Origin of the sequence: Nonomuraea sp. NPDC050680 (assembly GCF_040654555.1) — a bacterium.
Classification (GTDB): domain Bacteria; phylum Actinomycetota; class Actinomycetes; order Streptosporangiales; family Streptosporangiaceae; genus Nonomuraea.
Genome location: NZ_JBFAIF010000020.1, coordinates 126,488 through 142,042 on the forward strand (window position 1 = coordinate 126,488; position 15,555 = coordinate 142,042).

The 15,555-nt window shown below is 69.7% G+C and carries 17 protein-coding genes; 9 read left to right on the plus strand and 8 right to left on the minus strand.

From position 1 onward, the window contains the following. Positions 1-43 precede the first annotated feature (43 nt). A complete protein-coding gene (locus AB0H88_RS41810) occupies positions 44-757 on the minus strand; it encodes a TetR/AcrR family transcriptional regulator (protein ID WP_357654151.1) in 714 nt (237 codons plus the stop codon). On the opposite strand from AB0H88_RS41810, the gene AB0H88_RS41815 reads away from it, so the two are divergent. Then, positions 756-2,312: a carboxylesterase family protein gene (locus tag AB0H88_RS41815; RefSeq protein WP_357654152.1), complete on the plus strand. Its 1,557-nt coding sequence runs from the start codon at positions 756-758 to the stop codon at positions 2,310-2,312. The genes AB0H88_RS41810 and AB0H88_RS41815 overlap by 2 nt on opposite strands. A gap of 597 nt (positions 2,313-2,909) precedes the next feature. Here the strand turns inward: AB0H88_RS41815 and AB0H88_RS41820 are convergent. Continuing rightward, the gene (locus AB0H88_RS41820; RefSeq protein WP_357654153.1) at positions 2,910-3,056 is read right to left on the minus strand and encodes a hypothetical protein; all 147 of its coding nucleotides are present in this window, start codon (positions 3,054-3,056) and stop codon (positions 2,910-2,912) included. Next, positions 3,044-3,340 carry a DUF4158 domain-containing protein gene (locus tag AB0H88_RS41825; RefSeq protein WP_357654154.1) on the minus strand — a complete coding sequence of 99 codons (297 nt, stop codon included), beginning with the start codon at positions 3,338-3,340 and terminating at the stop codon, positions 3,044-3,046. The genes AB0H88_RS41820 and AB0H88_RS41825 overlap by 13 nt, the downstream gene beginning before the upstream one ends. Between AB0H88_RS41825 and AB0H88_RS41830 the strand changes: the two genes are divergently transcribed. From AB0H88_RS41830 to AB0H88_RS41840, 3 genes are all read left to right on the plus strand, one after another. After that, positions 3,339-4,019: an alpha/beta hydrolase gene (locus AB0H88_RS41830; protein ID WP_357654155.1), complete on the plus strand. Its 681-nt coding sequence runs from the start codon at positions 3,339-3,341 to the stop codon at positions 4,017-4,019. The two genes, AB0H88_RS41825 and AB0H88_RS41830, sit on opposite strands and share 2 nt — an antisense overlap. 126 nt (positions 4,020-4,145) lie before the next feature. Further along, complete coding sequence (locus tag AB0H88_RS41835) at positions 4,146-5,120, plus strand: NmrA family NAD(P)-binding protein (protein WP_357654156.1); 975 nt, start codon at positions 4,146-4,148, stop codon at positions 5,118-5,120. 26 nt (positions 5,121-5,146) lie between these two features. Next, positions 5,147-5,332, plus strand: a complete 186-nt coding sequence (locus AB0H88_RS41840) for a hypothetical protein (protein ID WP_357654157.1) — start codon at positions 5,147-5,149, stop codon at positions 5,330-5,332. Positions 5,333-5,357: 25 nt separating this feature from the next. On the opposite strand, the gene AB0H88_RS41845 is transcribed toward AB0H88_RS41840, so the two are convergent. Then, a complete protein-coding gene (locus AB0H88_RS41845; protein ID WP_357654158.1) occupies positions 5,358-6,242 on the minus strand; it encodes an NmrA/HSCARG family protein in 885 nt (294 codons plus the stop codon). Between the two features lie 33 nt (positions 6,243-6,275). Further along, entirely contained in the window at positions 6,276-7,022 is a 747-nt protein-coding gene (locus AB0H88_RS41850; RefSeq protein ID WP_357654159.1) for an enoyl-CoA hydratase/isomerase family protein, read from the minus strand. Positions 7,023-7,109: 87 nt separating this feature from the next. Between AB0H88_RS41850 and AB0H88_RS41855 the strand changes: the two genes are divergently transcribed. The 5 genes from AB0H88_RS41855 to AB0H88_RS41875 all read left to right on the plus strand — a co-directional run bounded on the left by AB0H88_RS41855 (position 7,110) and on the right by AB0H88_RS41875 (position 12,955). Continuing rightward, the gene (locus AB0H88_RS41855) at positions 7,110-7,646 is read left to right on the plus strand and encodes a helix-turn-helix domain-containing protein (protein ID WP_357654160.1); all 537 of its coding nucleotides are present in this window, start codon (positions 7,110-7,112) and stop codon (positions 7,644-7,646) included. A gap of 139 nt (positions 7,647-7,785) precedes the next feature. Continuing rightward, positions 7,786-8,442, plus strand: a complete 657-nt coding sequence (locus AB0H88_RS41860) for a hypothetical protein (RefSeq protein ID WP_357654161.1) — start codon at positions 7,786-7,788, stop codon at positions 8,440-8,442. 325 nt (positions 8,443-8,767) lie between these two features. Continuing rightward, positions 8,768-10,690 (plus strand): BRCT domain-containing protein, encoded by a 1,923-nt coding sequence (locus AB0H88_RS41865; RefSeq protein WP_357654162.1) that lies wholly within the window; start codon positions 8,768-8,770, stop codon positions 10,688-10,690. A gap of 580 nt (positions 10,691-11,270) precedes the next feature. Then, complete coding sequence (locus tag AB0H88_RS41870) at positions 11,271-12,563, plus strand: cytochrome P450 (RefSeq protein WP_357654163.1); 1,293 nt, start codon at positions 11,271-11,273, stop codon at positions 12,561-12,563. A 182-nt stretch (positions 12,564-12,745) separates the two neighbouring features. Beyond that, entirely contained in the window at positions 12,746-12,955 is a 210-nt protein-coding gene (locus tag AB0H88_RS41875; RefSeq protein ID WP_357654164.1) for a DUF4158 domain-containing protein, read from the plus strand. A gap of 157 nt (positions 12,956-13,112) precedes the next feature. On the opposite strand, the gene AB0H88_RS41880 is transcribed toward AB0H88_RS41875, so the two are convergent. The 3 genes from AB0H88_RS41880 to AB0H88_RS41890 all read right to left on the minus strand — a co-directional run bounded on the left by AB0H88_RS41880 (position 13,113) and on the right by AB0H88_RS41890 (position 15,509). Further along, on the minus strand, positions 13,113-13,346 hold the full coding sequence (locus tag AB0H88_RS41880) for a hypothetical protein (RefSeq protein ID WP_357654165.1): 234 nt from the start codon (positions 13,344-13,346) through the stop codon (positions 13,113-13,115). Between the two features lie 229 nt (positions 13,347-13,575). After that, on the minus strand, positions 13,576-14,817 hold the full coding sequence (locus AB0H88_RS41885; RefSeq protein ID WP_357654166.1) for an FAD-dependent monooxygenase: 1,242 nt from the start codon (positions 14,815-14,817) through the stop codon (positions 13,576-13,578). A gap of 284 nt (positions 14,818-15,101) precedes the next feature. After that, complete coding sequence (locus AB0H88_RS41890; protein ID WP_357654167.1) at positions 15,102-15,509, minus strand: hypothetical protein; 408 nt, start codon at positions 15,507-15,509, stop codon at positions 15,102-15,104. Positions 15,510-15,555 lie beyond the last annotated feature (46 nt).

The window sequence follows — 15,555 nt, forward strand, 5'->3', positions numbered from 1 at the left end:
CGACCCCATCGATCCGCGTCCGTGGTCGGTGGGGATCCGGAGGTCAAGACGTTCCGCTTGCATCGTTTTGTGGGCTGGCCGGGGCCGCGAGCAGGCCTCGCAGCCCCTCGGCGTAGCTGGCTGCATCGAGCTTGAGCAGCGCTCTTTGGACGATGAACCCGTGGATGGCGCCGAGCAGGACATTGGCCAGGTGCTCCGGTGCAACCGGGCCGGAGGTGAGGCCATGATGCCGTTGGGCTTCGACGAGGTGGACGAACCATTGCCTGACGGGTGTGATGGCCTCGGCGAAGAGTGAGGCAATCGCCGGGTTTCGTAGGGCCTCCCCCCAGATCTGGATCGCGAGCCGTGGCGTGCCCTCGTGGTCGTCCAGCCGTTCGATCGCGCGCAGGATCTCGGTGAGCGCCTGCAGCAACGGGGGCGGCTCGTCAAGGAGTGTTTGTTCGAACGCGGCGGTGACCTCGGCCAAGGTGGCCTCCACGATCGCGAGCACGATGGCGTCCTTGCCGGGGAAGTACCGGTAGAGGTTGCCGGGCGACATCTGCGCTTCGCGCAAGATGTCCTGCATGGAGGTCGCGTGGAAGCCGTTGGCGAGGAAGCAGCGGCGCGCGGCTGCCAGGACATGCTGACGGCGCGTGTCGGCGGCTGGACTGTGTGAGACGGGCACCATCCGAGGATGGAATGAACGTTCATTCTTGTCAACCGCGCCCGGGATGTGCTGAAGTGATGGGAACGAACGTTCCTTCGCAAGGATGGTCATGAACGATCCCCACCCCGTGGTCACCACCGAGCCTGGCGCTGTTGAGGGAAGCTGGGACGGGCGCGTCGCGTCCTTCCTCGGCGTGCCCTTTGCGGCCGCCCCCATCGGCGGGCTGCGTTTCGCCGCTCCGCAGCCGCATGCCCGCTGGCAGGGCATCCGTCCGGCGACCGCCTTCGGCCCTGCCGCTCCGCAGCCACCCGCCGACCCCGCCAGACCCGCGGATGCGATGCAACTGCTCACCGGCTCGCCGACGCTGGCCCAGGCCGAGGACAACTGCCTCACCTTGAACATCTGGACCCCCGGCGTCACCGGCCGGCCCCGCGCCGTGCTGGTCTGGATCCACGGCTCCGGCTGGCTCAGCGGCGCCAGCGCCTGGCCCGGCTACCACGGCCGCAACCTGGCCGCCGCCGAGGACATCGTCGTCGTCACGCCGAACTACCGGCTCGGCCCGCTGGGCTTCCTGCGCGTCCCCGGCATCGCCGAGGGCAACATGGGGTTTCTGGATGCGATATCGGCGCTGCGCTGGGTGCGGGAGAACATCGCCGGCTTCGGCGGCGACCCCGACCGCGTCACCGTGGCCGGCCAGTCCGGAGGCGCGGTGACCGCCGTGGCGCTCCTGAGCTCCCCCTCAGCCACAGGCCTCTTCCATCGGGTCTTCGCCCAAAGCGGCCCCCTCGGCATCGCGATGCCATCCCCGCACGAGGCCGAACAGGCCGGAGAGGACTACCTGCGCCTCCTGGGCCTGAGCGTCACGACAGCCCATCGTTTGCGAGACCTTCCGGCCGAAGAGCTGATCATCGGCTACCAGCGACTCGTCGCCGACAGCGGCCGGCGACGCATCGGCGCCCCGGCCCCGCCGATGCATCCGATCGCCGGCGCCCCAGGGCTGCCCGGTCCTGTTCTGCCCGCCGTCGCCGCCGGCGCCGCCCCCGGCATCGACGTCCTGATCGGCGCCACCGCCGAGGAGATGAACCCGTTCCTGACCATCGACCCCGCGTCCGCGGCCATCACCCGCGATGCCGTCCTGCAGCTTGTGAAACGCCTGGCGCCCGACGCGGCCCCACAGGCCGTCTACGACCATTACACGGCCCGGCGGCCGGGCGCGTCCGCCTCTCAAGTCCTGGCCGACATCACCACCGATCGCCTGGTCAGGCTACCGGCACACCAGGTCGCCGAGGCGCGCGCTCGTCACGGTCATCCCGGCTTCGTCTACCAGGTGGACTGGAGATCGGCCCTCGGCGCCTGCCACACCGTGGACATCCCGCTGCTGTTTGACAATCTTCCAGCCTGGTCGACCTCTCCCATGTTCCGCGATGTCGACCCCGCCGGCGTCGAACCGACCGGCCACACCTTCCGACGCGCCGTGACAGCCTTTGTCCGCACCGGGAATCCGAACACCCCGGGCGTCCCGGTGTGGGAGGCATACAACGAGCTTCGCCGCTGCACCATGCGCTTCGACACGTTCGTCACCGCAGCGAACGACCCCGCCTACAGCGAACGCCACCTCTTGCTTCCGCCTGCTCAACACTCGGCCGATAGCAACGACAACTCATGAACACCTCGCATCGTGAACACCTCGCGGCCGAGCTCCGAAACCGACGGTCTGAGTCCGCTCCCCGATGATCCCGATCCGACAGCCGGACCCGCCACCTCCCCAAGGTGGCGGCTGTCTGTCCTCATCATGCTGCTGCCCGCCATCGCGGTTCTGATCTTCGGGTTCTTCACGGGCGCATCCATCAGCGATATGGAGCCGCACGCCATGCCGCTCGGCATCGCCGGCCCACCTCACACCGCCGACGACATCGGCCGACAACTGGCCACCGGACAGCACGGGGCCTTTCGAATACGGCCCTACACCAGCGTCGGCGCGGCCGAACAGGCAGTGCGGAACCGAGAGGTGGTCGCTGCCCTTTGTGGAGATTCCACCGCACTCACCGCCATCATCGCCGGCGGCGAAGGGCCCAAGGTCAGCCAGAGCATCACGGCGCTGGCCCAGCAGGTAGCCACCAGAGCCGGGCTTCACCTGCGAGTCCATGATGTGGCGCCGCTACCCGAAAGCGACCCACAAGGAATCGCCCTGCCGACACTGCTCGGATCACTGCTCATACCGGGCATCGTCGGCATCATCACAGTCGCCGTCATAGCCAAAGCACTACCCCTGAAGGCGCGAGCGCTGCTCGTCGATCCCCTCGAACAACGCGGCAGGCAGACCGATCGCCTTGACCCGCTCCAGCTTCACGATCTCCGCCAGCAGCGTCTCCAGCTGCAGTGGCCCCGGGTCCTCCTTCAGCTCCTGCAAGAACGCCTCGGCCGCGCCCAGCACGCGTTCGATCCGGGTCGTCTTCGGCGGTTCGATCCGGTCCTCGCGGCAGCGCGCCGGCAGCGCGCCGGCAGCCGATCCCGTGACATCTCCACCGGGCAGATCTTGGTGGCCAGCCAGTCGGCGAGCTTGTCCTCATCGCCTGCCGTCGGCTCACGGAAGCCGTGGAACTCCCGGATTTGCGCTCGGTGGTTCTTGATGGTCCGGCCGGACCAGTCGTAGGCGGCGAACAGCTGCGCGTCGACCTTCACCTGCCCCGCCATGAACTCCAGCGCCGGGCTCAGTATTCCGCCGATCCTACCCGGCGGGATGGTCCCGCCCTCGATCACCCGCGCCCAGTACGGCGAGGGCTTCTACCAGATCTACGTCCAGCAGCCGGGAGTCGCCGACGCGGAGTTCGCCAAGGACATCCCGGAGTCCTTTCGCCGCCTCCTGGTCGGTGCCTCAGGCGACAACCCGCTCGGCAGACAGCCCCGCCCGCTGGTCGTACCCGACGGGCTGGGCCTGCTGGACACCATGCCGCAGTCGCCCGCTCTGCCGGCCTGGCTGACGGAGGAGGACATCCAGGCCTACGCCGAGGACTTCGCCCTGCACGGGGAGCAGGCGTTCACCGGCGCCTTCAACTGGTACCGCAACATCGAACTCAACAACGAACTGATCGCGCCTTTCCAAGGACTCGGGATCGACGTCCCCGCGTTGTACGTGGTGGGAGACCGTGACATGGTCACCTCGCTGCGCGGCCCGGACGGGGGCAGCTCGCTGAGCGATCTTCTGCGTGGCCAGGGCGGGCCGGGCAACCCGCTGAGCGCCCTCGCGCCTCACCTGCACGGCCCGGTGGTGCTGCCAGGATGCGGCCACTGGACGCAGCAGGAGCGTCCCGCCGAGGTCAACACCGCACTCCTGGACTTCCTCGCCCGCATCGACGACTCAACACCCCGATGACACTGCGCACAATCCGCCTGGCCGGCACCGTCCAACCGCAACAGGACCCACGGCCCGCGACGGTCGCCGACCACACCCTGGGCCTTCTGTACAGCGGACTCCCCCAACCAGACAAAGGACACCTTCATGCAAGAGCGCAACCCCATCCTGATCACCGGAGCCGCCGGCCATATCGGTGGTGTGAGCCGAACGATGATCGACATGCTGCTTGACCAAGGGCACCCGGTGCGCGCGTTCGTGCGGCAAGACGACGAACGCGCGCACGCGCTCCGCCAGGCCGGGGCCGAGGTCTTCGTCGGAGACCTGCTCAACATCGCGGACGTGGCCGCCGCGCTGAAGGGTGTCCGGCGCATCTACTTCAGCATGAGCCTGTCGCCGTACTACACCGATGCCGTCAGCCTGATGGCCGCGGCCGCGCGGGCCCAGGGCGGCATCGAGGTCTTCGTCAACATTTCCGAGTTCGAGCAGTCGTTCATGACATTCGACAAGATGACCGCACCGCAGGAAGAGCGGCGTACCTGGCTCGGCGGCCTCGTCGCGGACTGGTCGCCGCAACAGCGGGCCCACTGGATCGCCGAGCGGGTGTTGCAGTGGTCCGGACTGCCGACCGTCAACATCCGGGGGGCCATGTTCGTCGAGAACCCCCTGATGACCTGGCTGGCGCTGGAGCCGCTGAGCCACGGTGAACTGCGCCTGCCCTTCGGCCTCCACCGGCTCGCGCCCATCGCGGGCTACGACGTGGCAGAGGTGTGCGCGAAGATCCTGGCCGACCCGGCGCCGCACATCTCCAAGTCCTACGAGCTCAACGGTCCGGAACTGAAGGACATACACGCTTACGCGGAGGACTTCGCGGCCGTGCTGGGACGCCCGGTCACCTACGTTCCCGAAGAGGTCGAAACCTGGAACGAGACCTACGTCGACAGCGCCCTGGCCGAGTTTCCGCACACTGCGGAGCACATGAGAACCCTGACCCGGCTGATCGGCGGCGGAGGGTACCGCGGCGTCACCGACCAGTTGGAGACCCTGCTCGGGCGCGCGCCGAAGACCGTGCGGTGGGCGCTGGAGAACCATCCGCGCATCCGGAAAATGGCGGCAAGGTAACCACGACCGAGCCGGCCCAGCAGCTGTTGCCCGATGTCCTGCTGGTCAAGGCGTTCAACAACATCCTGGCCCATCACATCCCGCAGATCGCCGCCCCCGACGTACCGGTCGAGCGCATACTCCAGGCCCCCGCCGCGCCGCTGCCGGCCGACAAGCTGCGCGCCGCGTTGCGGGCGAGCCGGCGGGTGAAGGTCGCCGTGCGCACCTTCTGAAAGCTCGCGCCGAGGCCTGCAGCCGTCAGGCGCGGGCCGCTGCGAAGGCGGCGGCGCCATTGCGGTCGAGCCAGGTGGCGAAGTCCATCAGGCCCGGGTGTTCCTTGCGTAGCGCGTCGATGTCGGCGTGCCAGCCGCCGCCGTGGTTGGCGAAGTCGTAGCCGGCCACGGCGTCGGCGCCGCGGCCAGCCAGTGCCTCGCGCGGGATATTCCGGTAGGTGATGGGCTGCCGCAGCGCCCGCTCCATGGCTCGGACGATCTGCGGCATGGTCAGCTCGTCGCCGGCCAGTTCGATCGTACGGCCGGTGTATTGGGCCGGACGGGTGAAGGCCAGCGTGGCGAACGCGCCGATGTCGGTGGCCGCGATGAGCTGGACTGGCATGTCCGGCAGGACGACGTCGGTCAGGACGCCGTCGCGCACGCCCATCTGCGGGTGAATCTGGTTGTCCATGAAACGGACCGGCCGCAGCGCGGTCATGGGCAGGCCCAGGTCGCGGGCGTACCGCTCCAGGGTGTCCTTGGTCTGCCAGCGCGCGATGCCGTGCGCCGCGTCGGCCGCGCCGACGGAGGCGTACACGAAGCTGCGGACGCCGGCCGCCACGGTTGCGTCGGCGACGTTGCGACCGTAGCGGAGCTCGTCGTCGATGGTGAAGCCGGGCGGCGTGCCAGGGTAGCCGAGGGTGGGCTGGACGCTGAAGACGCCGTCGACGCCGCGGGTGGCCGCCTCGAGCGAGATGCGGTCGCCCATGTCGCCGCGGACCAGCTCAGCGCCGGCGGCGGCCAGCGCCCGCGCGGCGGGGGTGCCGGGGTCGCGGACGAGAGCGCGGACCCGCTGCCCGGCGGCCAGCAGGCCGCGGGCCGTGGCGCCGCCTTGGGTGCCGGTGGCGCCGGTCACGAGAACGGTGATCATGTTTCCTCCGATGGTGGGGTGTCGAGAACGGGGTCAGGTGTTGAGCAGGTGGTGGGTACGGCCGAAGGCCAGGTCGTCGACCAGGCGGCGCTGCCACGGGCGCTGGAGGATGGCGTGGGTGAGCCGGCGGGTGGCGCGCGGCGCGGCCATGATCTCGGCGGCCAGCTCCCAGGCGCGCGGCAGCAGCCGCTCGTCCGGCACGACCTCGTTGACCAAGCCCAGCTCCAGCGCCTCGGCGGCGCCGACCCCGGCCCCGGTGTAGAGCATCCGGGCGGCCCGCTTGAGGCCAAGCAGCTCCTGGTAGACCAGGTGCTGGCCATCACCGGGCACGGCGCCGGAGCGGAAGTGGGTGTCGTCGAAGACGGTGCCGGGAGTGCACAGCGTCAGGTCGCAGGCCAGGGCCAGCTCCTGGTGGTAGCCGGGCCCGTTGAGCGCGCCGATCGTCGGCACGTCCACGGAGAAGACGAGGCTACGTAACAGCGCGATGCCGTCGCGGTAGAGGTCGTAGCGGTCCTCGCCCCGCTGCGTCGGCGGCCGGTCGCTCAGGGCGGGGTCGAGCCCGCCGGTCCACGCTTCGCCGGTGCCGGCGAGGATCAGCACCTCGTTGTCCAGGTCCGCGCCTGCTTCCCGCACGACCTCGCCCCAGGCGTGGTGCAGCGCGAGTGACATGACGGCCGGGCCGCCGCCGGTGTGCATGCGCAGCAGGAGCACTCCGTCGCGGCGCTCCATCGCGAAGTGCTCGGCGTGCCGGGCGGCGTACTCCGGTGGATGGGAGTTCATGACACCTCCTAAACGGGGACTCTCCCCGGTTTCTGTTCGGGTACGATACGGGGATAGTCTCCGCTTAGGCAACCCCGGGAGGCGACGATGCGGGCCGACGCCCGGCGCAACTACGACCGGTTGGTGGCCTGTGCGCGGGTGGCCTTCGCCGAACTGGGGGCCGATGCGCCGCTGGATGACATCGCCCAGCGCGCGGGAGTCGGCAACGCCACTCTCTACCGGCACTTCCCCACCCGTCAGGCGCTGCTGGAGGCGGTCTTCCGCGACCACATCGACGCCCTGTGCCGCAAGGCCGGGGAGCTGATGTCCGCGCCGTCGCCGGGCGCGGCGCTGAGGGAGTGGCTGGGCGCCGTGATCGCGCAGGGCAGCACGGAGCGCGGGCTAGCCGCGTCGCTGCTGGTGGCGCTGGGCCAGGATGGCTCGTCGTGTCGCGCGGCGGTGTTCGAGGCGGCACGGGGGCTGCTGGCGCGGGCACAGGAGGCGGGCGACGTCCGGCCGGGCATACCGGTCGAGCAGCTGTTCAGGTTGGTCAACGCCATCGCGCTGGTCACCGAGACGGAGCCGGACGCGGCCGGGCATGCGGCCTCCCTGCTCGACCTGATCTTCCACGGCCTGACTCCATGATCCGGGCCGACGACATCGACACGATGCCCATGATCGGCGGCGGCCACTGAAAGACCGCAACGGCAGGGGTTCCCTTGGTTCAGGACGGTCCTGTCCGGCGGGCCGGTGGCTTCGCGGCCGGTTGTCGGTGAGGATGGGTGTGTTCGCGCGGCTGTCCTGGTTGGCTTCGGTGCGACGCTCGCGCAGGGTTCCGGCCGGGGTCGCGATCGTCTTGGTGGTGCTGGGCGTCGTCGCGACCGCCGTCTCGCTGGACGCGGCGTCCGAGGGCAGCATCGTGCGGCTGGACTGGTCGACGTGGCCTCTCGACGGCGTCGTGGTGGACATGCCGGCCGCGCCCTCGGGGCCTGGACTGCGGACCGGAGACCTGGTGATCGCCGTCGCGGGCAGGCGCCTGGCCGACGGGCTCGGCGCCGTCTCTCCTCCTGGCCTGGGCGAGAGCGTCCACTCCATCGGCTGGGGAGCGTTCCTGGCCTTCGTGCTCGCGTTCACGGCTCGCCAGCCTCTGTCGCCCCGTACCCGCAAGACGATCGCCCTCGCATACGCCGCGCCCCTGACCGCGATGGCCGCGTGGAGCGGGGTCGCGGCGCTGGTGGCGCCTGACGCGCTGCGATGGCTCGGCCTGCTGCACAGCGCTCAGACTGCGGTGGTGGCGCTGGTACTGGTGGCCGGGACGCTCTGGGGCGCGATCAGCTATCGCGGCATCCCGGATCCGCTGATGCGCGGGCGGATGCGCTGGATGCTGGGCGGCGGCGCGGCCGCGGCCGTACTGGGCATCGCGGGCTGGCACGGGGCATGACGAGCATCCGAACGAAAAGTCCCGTTTGCAGAGCGGAGTTGAGCGGCTTGCCGTGACTTTCCGTTCGGATGTGTCTCGCTGAAGGGTTTTCCGCAGGTCACGGCCTATGCGGCTGGGTGGCCTCGACGGTTGCAACGCGGGCAACGTACGCCCGGTGCGCCTTGTGCTCAGCCGGGCCGGCACTGTCGGCGGCAGCACTTTGCTCCAGCATGGCGCGGTGAAGCGCAAGCGGGGCCACCATACGGACCGAATAGCCGGGGCCGCGGCGGATGATCCGTCCTGAGATGCGCGGCCTTTGAGGAGAGCACCGGTAGGCTCCACGGCCATGGATCTTCGTGGCCTCACCGTCGTCGTGGCGGGCCGATACCGTACCGAGTCCATCAAGAAGCTGAAGATGCGCCTGCAAGGCGCCGGGGTGAACGTCGTGGACGAGGTGTCTCCCGCAGTGGACGCCGTGATCGACGGCATCGACGACACCAACCCCAACGAGCGTGTCCGCGCCGCGGAACGGCTGGGTGTGCCCGTGTTATCGGCGGAGGAGGTGCTGACCATCCGGCGGCGCGAGCCCGGCGGCTCATTCCCCGCGAGCGCGGCCCTGGAAGCGGCCCGGCACGACCCCGGAGCCCTGCTCGCGCTGCTGGAGGAGGCCGACTGGCTGGCGTTCGAGCCGGAACGGGATCTGCCCCTGCTGCGAGACCTGCTGACCGACATGGAAGCGCGGCACGGCGTCACCGACGCGCACCGGCTGGCCACCGACCGCCTGCGCGAGCGTGGCGCGCGGCTGCGTCACCCCTACACCAAGTCCGGCGGCGACTTCCATGACTACGCGCTCAGCCCGTGCGGCCGCTACCTCGCCACCGCCCGGGGCGTGTGGGCGGACGAGTACTACGACGACGGCCCGTTGCAGGTGTGGGAGCTGGCCACCGGCCGCCTCGTCAACGGGTTCGACCTCCAGTACGGCGCCGGCTGGCCCGGCTACCGCGACACGGTGCAGTGGGCGGCGGACGGCTCCCGGGTCGCGTCGGCGTACTGCACGAACAACGTCGGCGTGTGGGACCCGTTCGGCGCGCGCCTCAACCCCTTCGGCAGCGCCGACGTGACGGATGGCCACGACGCCGCGGCGACCTTCGCCCTGGCCCCCGACGGCAGGCGGGCCTACATCATGATGAACAGCGGGCACGAGGTGAAGGGCTGCGTCGCGGCGCTGGACCAGGGCGATGTCTTCTATAACGACTACCGCCTGCACAACAAGGGCCCCGAGCCCGCCATGCTGACCGCCCCGCTGCCGGATGAGGCGAAGGAACGGCTGAAGCGCAACGAATTGGGCTTCCGCCGCGTGCGGTGGTCCCGCGACGGCGGGCGGTTGCTGGGGCACGACGGGTTCTGGGCCGCCGCCCTCGATCTCCCGGACGGGCGGCTGCGCTGGCTGACGCTGACCGTCGGCGACGTCGCGTGGAGCCCGGACGACCGGCGCGCCGCAGCCCTGAGACCCGGCCGCTCGGCGCTGCTGACCGTGCTCGACGCCGACACCGGGCAGCCGGTGAGCGACCCCGTGATCCAGGCCGAAGGGTCCCTGCACTGGGGTATGCGCGGGGCCGAGGCCCGGCTGGCGGTCGTGGTGGACGACGGCGGCGGGGTCGATGTCTACGACGAGAACGGCGGGCACCGCTACCACCTGCCCATCGCCACCACCAGGCGCAACGGCAAGGGTTTCTTCGACGGACAGGAGCGTCCCTGGGCCTGGGAGCCTGCGGGAGAGTTCGGCGCGTGCCTGACCGGCGACGGACGGCTGGAGGTGTGGTTCCTTGGCGACGAACCGGCCCTGGCCCGTTCGTCCGAGACGCCCGAGGGGACGGAGGCGGTGCTGTGGGGCGCGGGCGGCGTGCTCGTCCTGATTGGCGAGCGGACGCTCCGCTTCACCGACGCGTTCACCGGTGCCCTGATCGGCGACTTCTTGTTCGGCCGCTACTTCGACGGTGAACGGAGCTCCCTCGACGAGGAGTTCGCGAAGCTGTTCGGGATGTTCCACGCGGACGCCTTCCCCCTGACCGACTCCTCCTGGTGCGCCATCGCCGACCCCGCCATCGAGCCCGCCGCCGCTCTGGTGATCGCCGGCGAGAACCAGCTGGACGGCCTCGACGGCGTCCTGGCCTGGACCATCGACCGCCGCTTCGCCTGGCCGGTCCGCTGGGGCCGTCTCGACGTCGCCCCGGACGTCGAGACGGCGAGGGCGTTCCTCCGCCGGTGACGGGCATGACGAGCATCCGAACGAAAAGTCCCGTTTGCAGAGCGGAGTTGAGCGGCTTGCCGTTGATCCGTCCTGAGACGAGGGCCAGGCGGACGGCCTCGTCCCCAGCGACGCGCAGGAGATCGGCGAGTCGTCCGGGCACGTCGAGGACCACGTCCACTTGTGGGGCGAGCACATCGTCCAGCTCGCCGGGGCGGATTGGGGGCATGTCGAGCGGGCCAGACAGGTAGCGGGCGCCGGCGGCGTCAAGAACGCGGCGGATGGTCTTGGGCGATAAGCACGCGAGTCCTCACACGCTCCAACTTGGCGCACGCCAGCCGGGTTGCACCGACTCGGGAGTCAATGACGAGTGATCTTTCCCGTAGGGCCCTTTTGTTGCAAAAAATGATGACTTAAGGTCGAAATCGTGATCCAAAAGTGAAGGAGGTGCATCATGCGACGCTATTTCCGGATCTTGGTGGGACGGCTGGGTCGTGCTCGGGCCAACGGCGTCTATGCCCACGTGGAATGCAGTAACGAGTGACGTCCCCTGGGGCGGCCCCGCGCCGCCCCACCCACGCTCCCCCCGAGGTTGGTTGGTATGACCGAGACCGGAATCCCAGGCCCTCGCGGACAGTGGCTGGTCGGCCAACTCCCCGCCTACGAGCGCGACCGCATGTCCTGGCTGCGTACCAACCAGGCGGACTACGGCGACATCATCCGCCTGGCTCCCCACGCCGTCGTCGTCCTCGACCCTGATGCCGCCCAGCAGATCTTCACACAGACCAACGACACCTACATGCTCGACAACGCGATTGTGGTCAGCCGCCGGGCGCGAGCCGCACAGGAGGCCCGCCTCCCTGTCTTGATGCGCCGCCGCCGACTGGCCAGCCGCGCGATGGCCAACCATCTCACGCCGGAGCACATCGACCGCCAGGTGGCCACGCTGAGCGACCAGCTCCGCGCCCACGCGGGCCGCTCCACCGACCTGTTCACCACCACCACCGCGATCTGCGGCACGGCCACGGCCTGGTTCTGCTTCGGCGGCGGCACCCGAGACTCCCGCGTCACCGAGATCGCGGACGCCTCCCTGGCGGCCTTCTACGGAATCCTGAAAATCCTGGAGATCGGCGAGGTCCGCGTCCGCTGGCTCCCGCGCCCGGCCGCCAAGAAGGCCATCCAGGCCAACGAGGCACTGCGCGCCCTGATCAAGGAGGAGATCGCCGGCCGCCGCGCCGCCACCCCACTGCCCCACTCGCGCGACCTGCTCGACGAGCTGCTCCGCATCAGCGACAACGACGCCGACGTCGCGGCGGCGGCGCGCCTGGTGGTCTTCACCGCGCCCGGCGTCCCCGGCGCCGCCTCCTCCTGGCTCACCCTCCGGCTGGCCGAGCACCCGGAACTCGCAGCGGAGATCGCCGACGAGGCGGCCGGGCCCCTCTCGATCGGCCAGGCCGTCGGCGCGCGCGCCCTCCCACTCGCCGACGGCTTCCTGCGCGAGGTGCTGCGCCTCCATCCGCCCCAGTGGATGCTCAGCCGTACGGCGTTGCGACCCACTCGGCTGGGGCCCTACCCCCTGGACACCGGCCAGCAGGTGATGGTCTGCACCTACCTCATCCACCGCGATCCCCGCTGGTGGGACGACCCGGAGGCGTTCTCACCGCAACGCTGGCACCAGGCGCCCAAACGCGGCCGCTACCTCCCGTTCGGCGCGGGCCCGCGCGGCTGTCCTGGCTCCCCGCTGGCCAAGATCCAGCTCATGGCGCTGACGTCGCTGCTGGCGCGCGACTACCGTCTCCAGGTACGGCACGGCGACCCGGAGTTCGGCGGGCTGCTCAAGCCGGCGGGCGCGCTGACCCTCATGGAACCGGCCGAAGATCGGTCGTTTGGCTGAGTCGGCGTCGTGGTCATATCCGGCCGGAAATTCCCGCTAAGCCACCGGTAACGCGATCGCGTCCAGCGCGCGGCGCGAGAGTCGGTCTCGATTTGGATGTACCAGCGGGTAGTGACACCAAGCGCGCGTAGCGTGACGCGTTGTGGCACAGGAGTATTTGTCCGTCGCCCAGGTTGACCGGTATGGCCGGTTCGTGGCGGACCCGACGCCGGAAGAACTGGAGAGGTTCTTCTTCCTGGGCCGCCGCGCTGAAGGAAGCGCGGGACAAGCGGCGCTTGCACAACCGCCTGGGCTGGGCCATCCAATGGGGCACGGTGCGCATGCTCGGCACGTTTCTGACCGACTCCGGCCCGGCCGACGTGCCGCCGGGCCTGCTGGCGTTCTTCCGGTAGCGCATGGTGTGGTGTCACGTGGGGTCCTCCCATCCGTGATCAGGAGCTGGGGTCCTCGGCGTTGTGCTGGGGCTGCCGGGGCTGCCGGGCCCGGTGGGCTGGTCGTTTGTCGTGTCGTGCCTGGGCGGAGGGGCCTGCTCGGTGCGGCCCGGCTGTGTCAGGCAGCCCGAGCCAGGAAGGCGACGCGGTCGGCGGTGGCCGGCTCATCGCCCTGCTCGCTGAGCTCGTATCCGTCATCCGTGAGGTAGCTACCGTTGACGGCGCCAACGGCCTCGCGGACGTGTGGGTGCAGAGGATTTCTGACGTTTAGTGAGCCGTCGTCCCTGTTTGTCACTAACAGCCCGCGCGCTTTGAGCAGCTCGGTCAGATTGGCCGAGTGGTTGGCTTCCACGGGCTCAATCTCACTGCAGAGGGAGCGCGCGGAATCTGACAACCTATGACACGGAGTTGATCAATGCCTCTAGCTGTGGCGATTACCGGGACAAGGTCTACCGCGGCTGCTACGACGCGTGGAGCAAGCAGCTCGGGTGAACCCCGATGCACCTGCGTCCGAGCATTCGTTCGACGAAGTTGCGGGCCCAGACGACCTCGTTCTCCCGCTCGTATTCGAGGAACTCCACTCACGCTGCAGCGGCGGCGATATCCAGACTTTTCATCCGCGCCCTGTTGGTCATCATCTTGGCGAGCAGCCGGCCGGCGATCGGCAGCCGGGCGAGGCGGATCATCACGGACCGAAGCAGCAACTCGGCGCGGTTGCCCGGGGTGAAGAAACCGCGCATGCTCACACCGCTGCCGAGGTGGTGGTCGATGAACGGGCGCAGGCGGTCCTCCCAGTCCTGCAGCGCTCGTGGCACGTCGTGCGGGTGGCGTTCCAGCATGGTGCCGAGCAGGTCCGCCCCGGCCAGGCCGGTGGATGCCCCCATGCCGGAGTAAACGGTCAGGCACCACGCGGCGTCGCCGACGAGCACGACTCGGCCGCGGTGCCAGTGGTCGAGGCGCACCTGCTCGGCGGAGTCGAACAGGTGGTCCGGGGCCTTCTCGAACTGGTCGAGCAGCCAACCGAGCGTGGAGCCGGTGGGCTCGGGGCCGTAGGCGGCGCGCAGCGAGTCGATAGCCGGCCGGGTGAACTCGGCGTCCACGTCGTCGGTGCGGTAGGAGAACAGCACCGACGGCGGACGGTCGGCGAACGAGAACACCCACACCGATCGGCCCGCCTCGCCCATGTACAGCCCGTCCTGCAGGCGGTAGCCGGGTACCGGCTCGGGCAGGCTGTACACGGCGATCATGTAGTTCAGCCGACGGATCGGGCTCTGCTCGGGCTCGAACGCAAGCCGGCGCACCGTCGAGCGCAGTCCGTCTGCCCCGACCACCAGGTCGAACCGTTCGACGGCCGTCGTCTCCGTCGTCAGGTCGCGGATCTCGACGTCCACCCCGCCGAGGTACTGGTCCAGCGCGATCGGCACGGTCGAGTACCGGATCTCGACCTCGTCGGGCAGGGCGGTGAAGGCCGCGTCTTCGATGTCGCCCCGCATCACCATTCGAGACCCGCCGAACACATCGGCGTAGCCCACACCGCGGCGGCGCCGACCCGTACGGTCGACGTCGTAGCTCACGCCTTCCAGAGCGAAGCGATTCGGCACCGCATCGGCGATGCCCAGCCGTTCGGCGGCGGCGAGCCCGGTCCCGAACAGGGCGATGAAGTATCCGCCGCGGCGCCGCTCGGGGGCCTTCTCCAGCACCACCACGTCCCAGCCCGCGTGATGCAGTCGCAGCGCGGAGGCGATCCCGCTGATCCCGAGGCCGACCACCAGGGCCCGCTGTCGCGATGTCGTGTTCTTGTCCATGGGATTGCGCTCTGACATTGTCGTGTCCTCCATCTGGTTGGGGCGGGTCGGCCGTTCAGGAAGCCGAGGATGTTAAGTCGTATAGGCGGGCGAGGAAGCCGAGGAGTGTGGCGTTGACCTCGGCGGGACGCTCCTGCTGCGTGCTTGCTGGGCATGACTGAAAACCGTCTGGAAACTGATCAGTTTCCAGACGGGAAAACAGATCGGTTTCCTCACCAACGAAGGCGAGGCGAGCGGGTGACGGGCTGAATGGGCGCGATGTTCTTCGCCGTCCTGGCCGCCGCCGCCCAGATCCAGCGCGACTACATCCGGGAGAAGACCCTGGAGGGCCAGGTGACCGCCGCGGCCAGGGGCAACCACGGCGGACGGCCGAAGGTCATCGACGACGACATGCTCACCTTCGCCCGCGCACTGAAGGACAAAGGCGTCCCCGTCCCGAGATCGCGAAGCAGCCGACCATCAAGACCGGTAAGAACGCCGGACAGCACCCCTCGGTCGCCACCGTCTACCGCGCGCTCGCCGAAGCTGAGGAGACCGGCGCCCCGGCCGGGCCGGAGATCATCGCCCCGCGCCGGCCGACCCGGGTGGACCTCACCGGGCCCGGAAGCGGCACCACCGACGCGGTGGGCACGGTCGTTGAACAGACCGAGGACCAGGCGAACGACGTCGTGGCCGCGCTGCTCGCGCATGCCCGACACCAAGGGGAGCACGCGTGATCCTTGGTGTCGCACCGTACGAAGGGCCCCGGGGCACTCG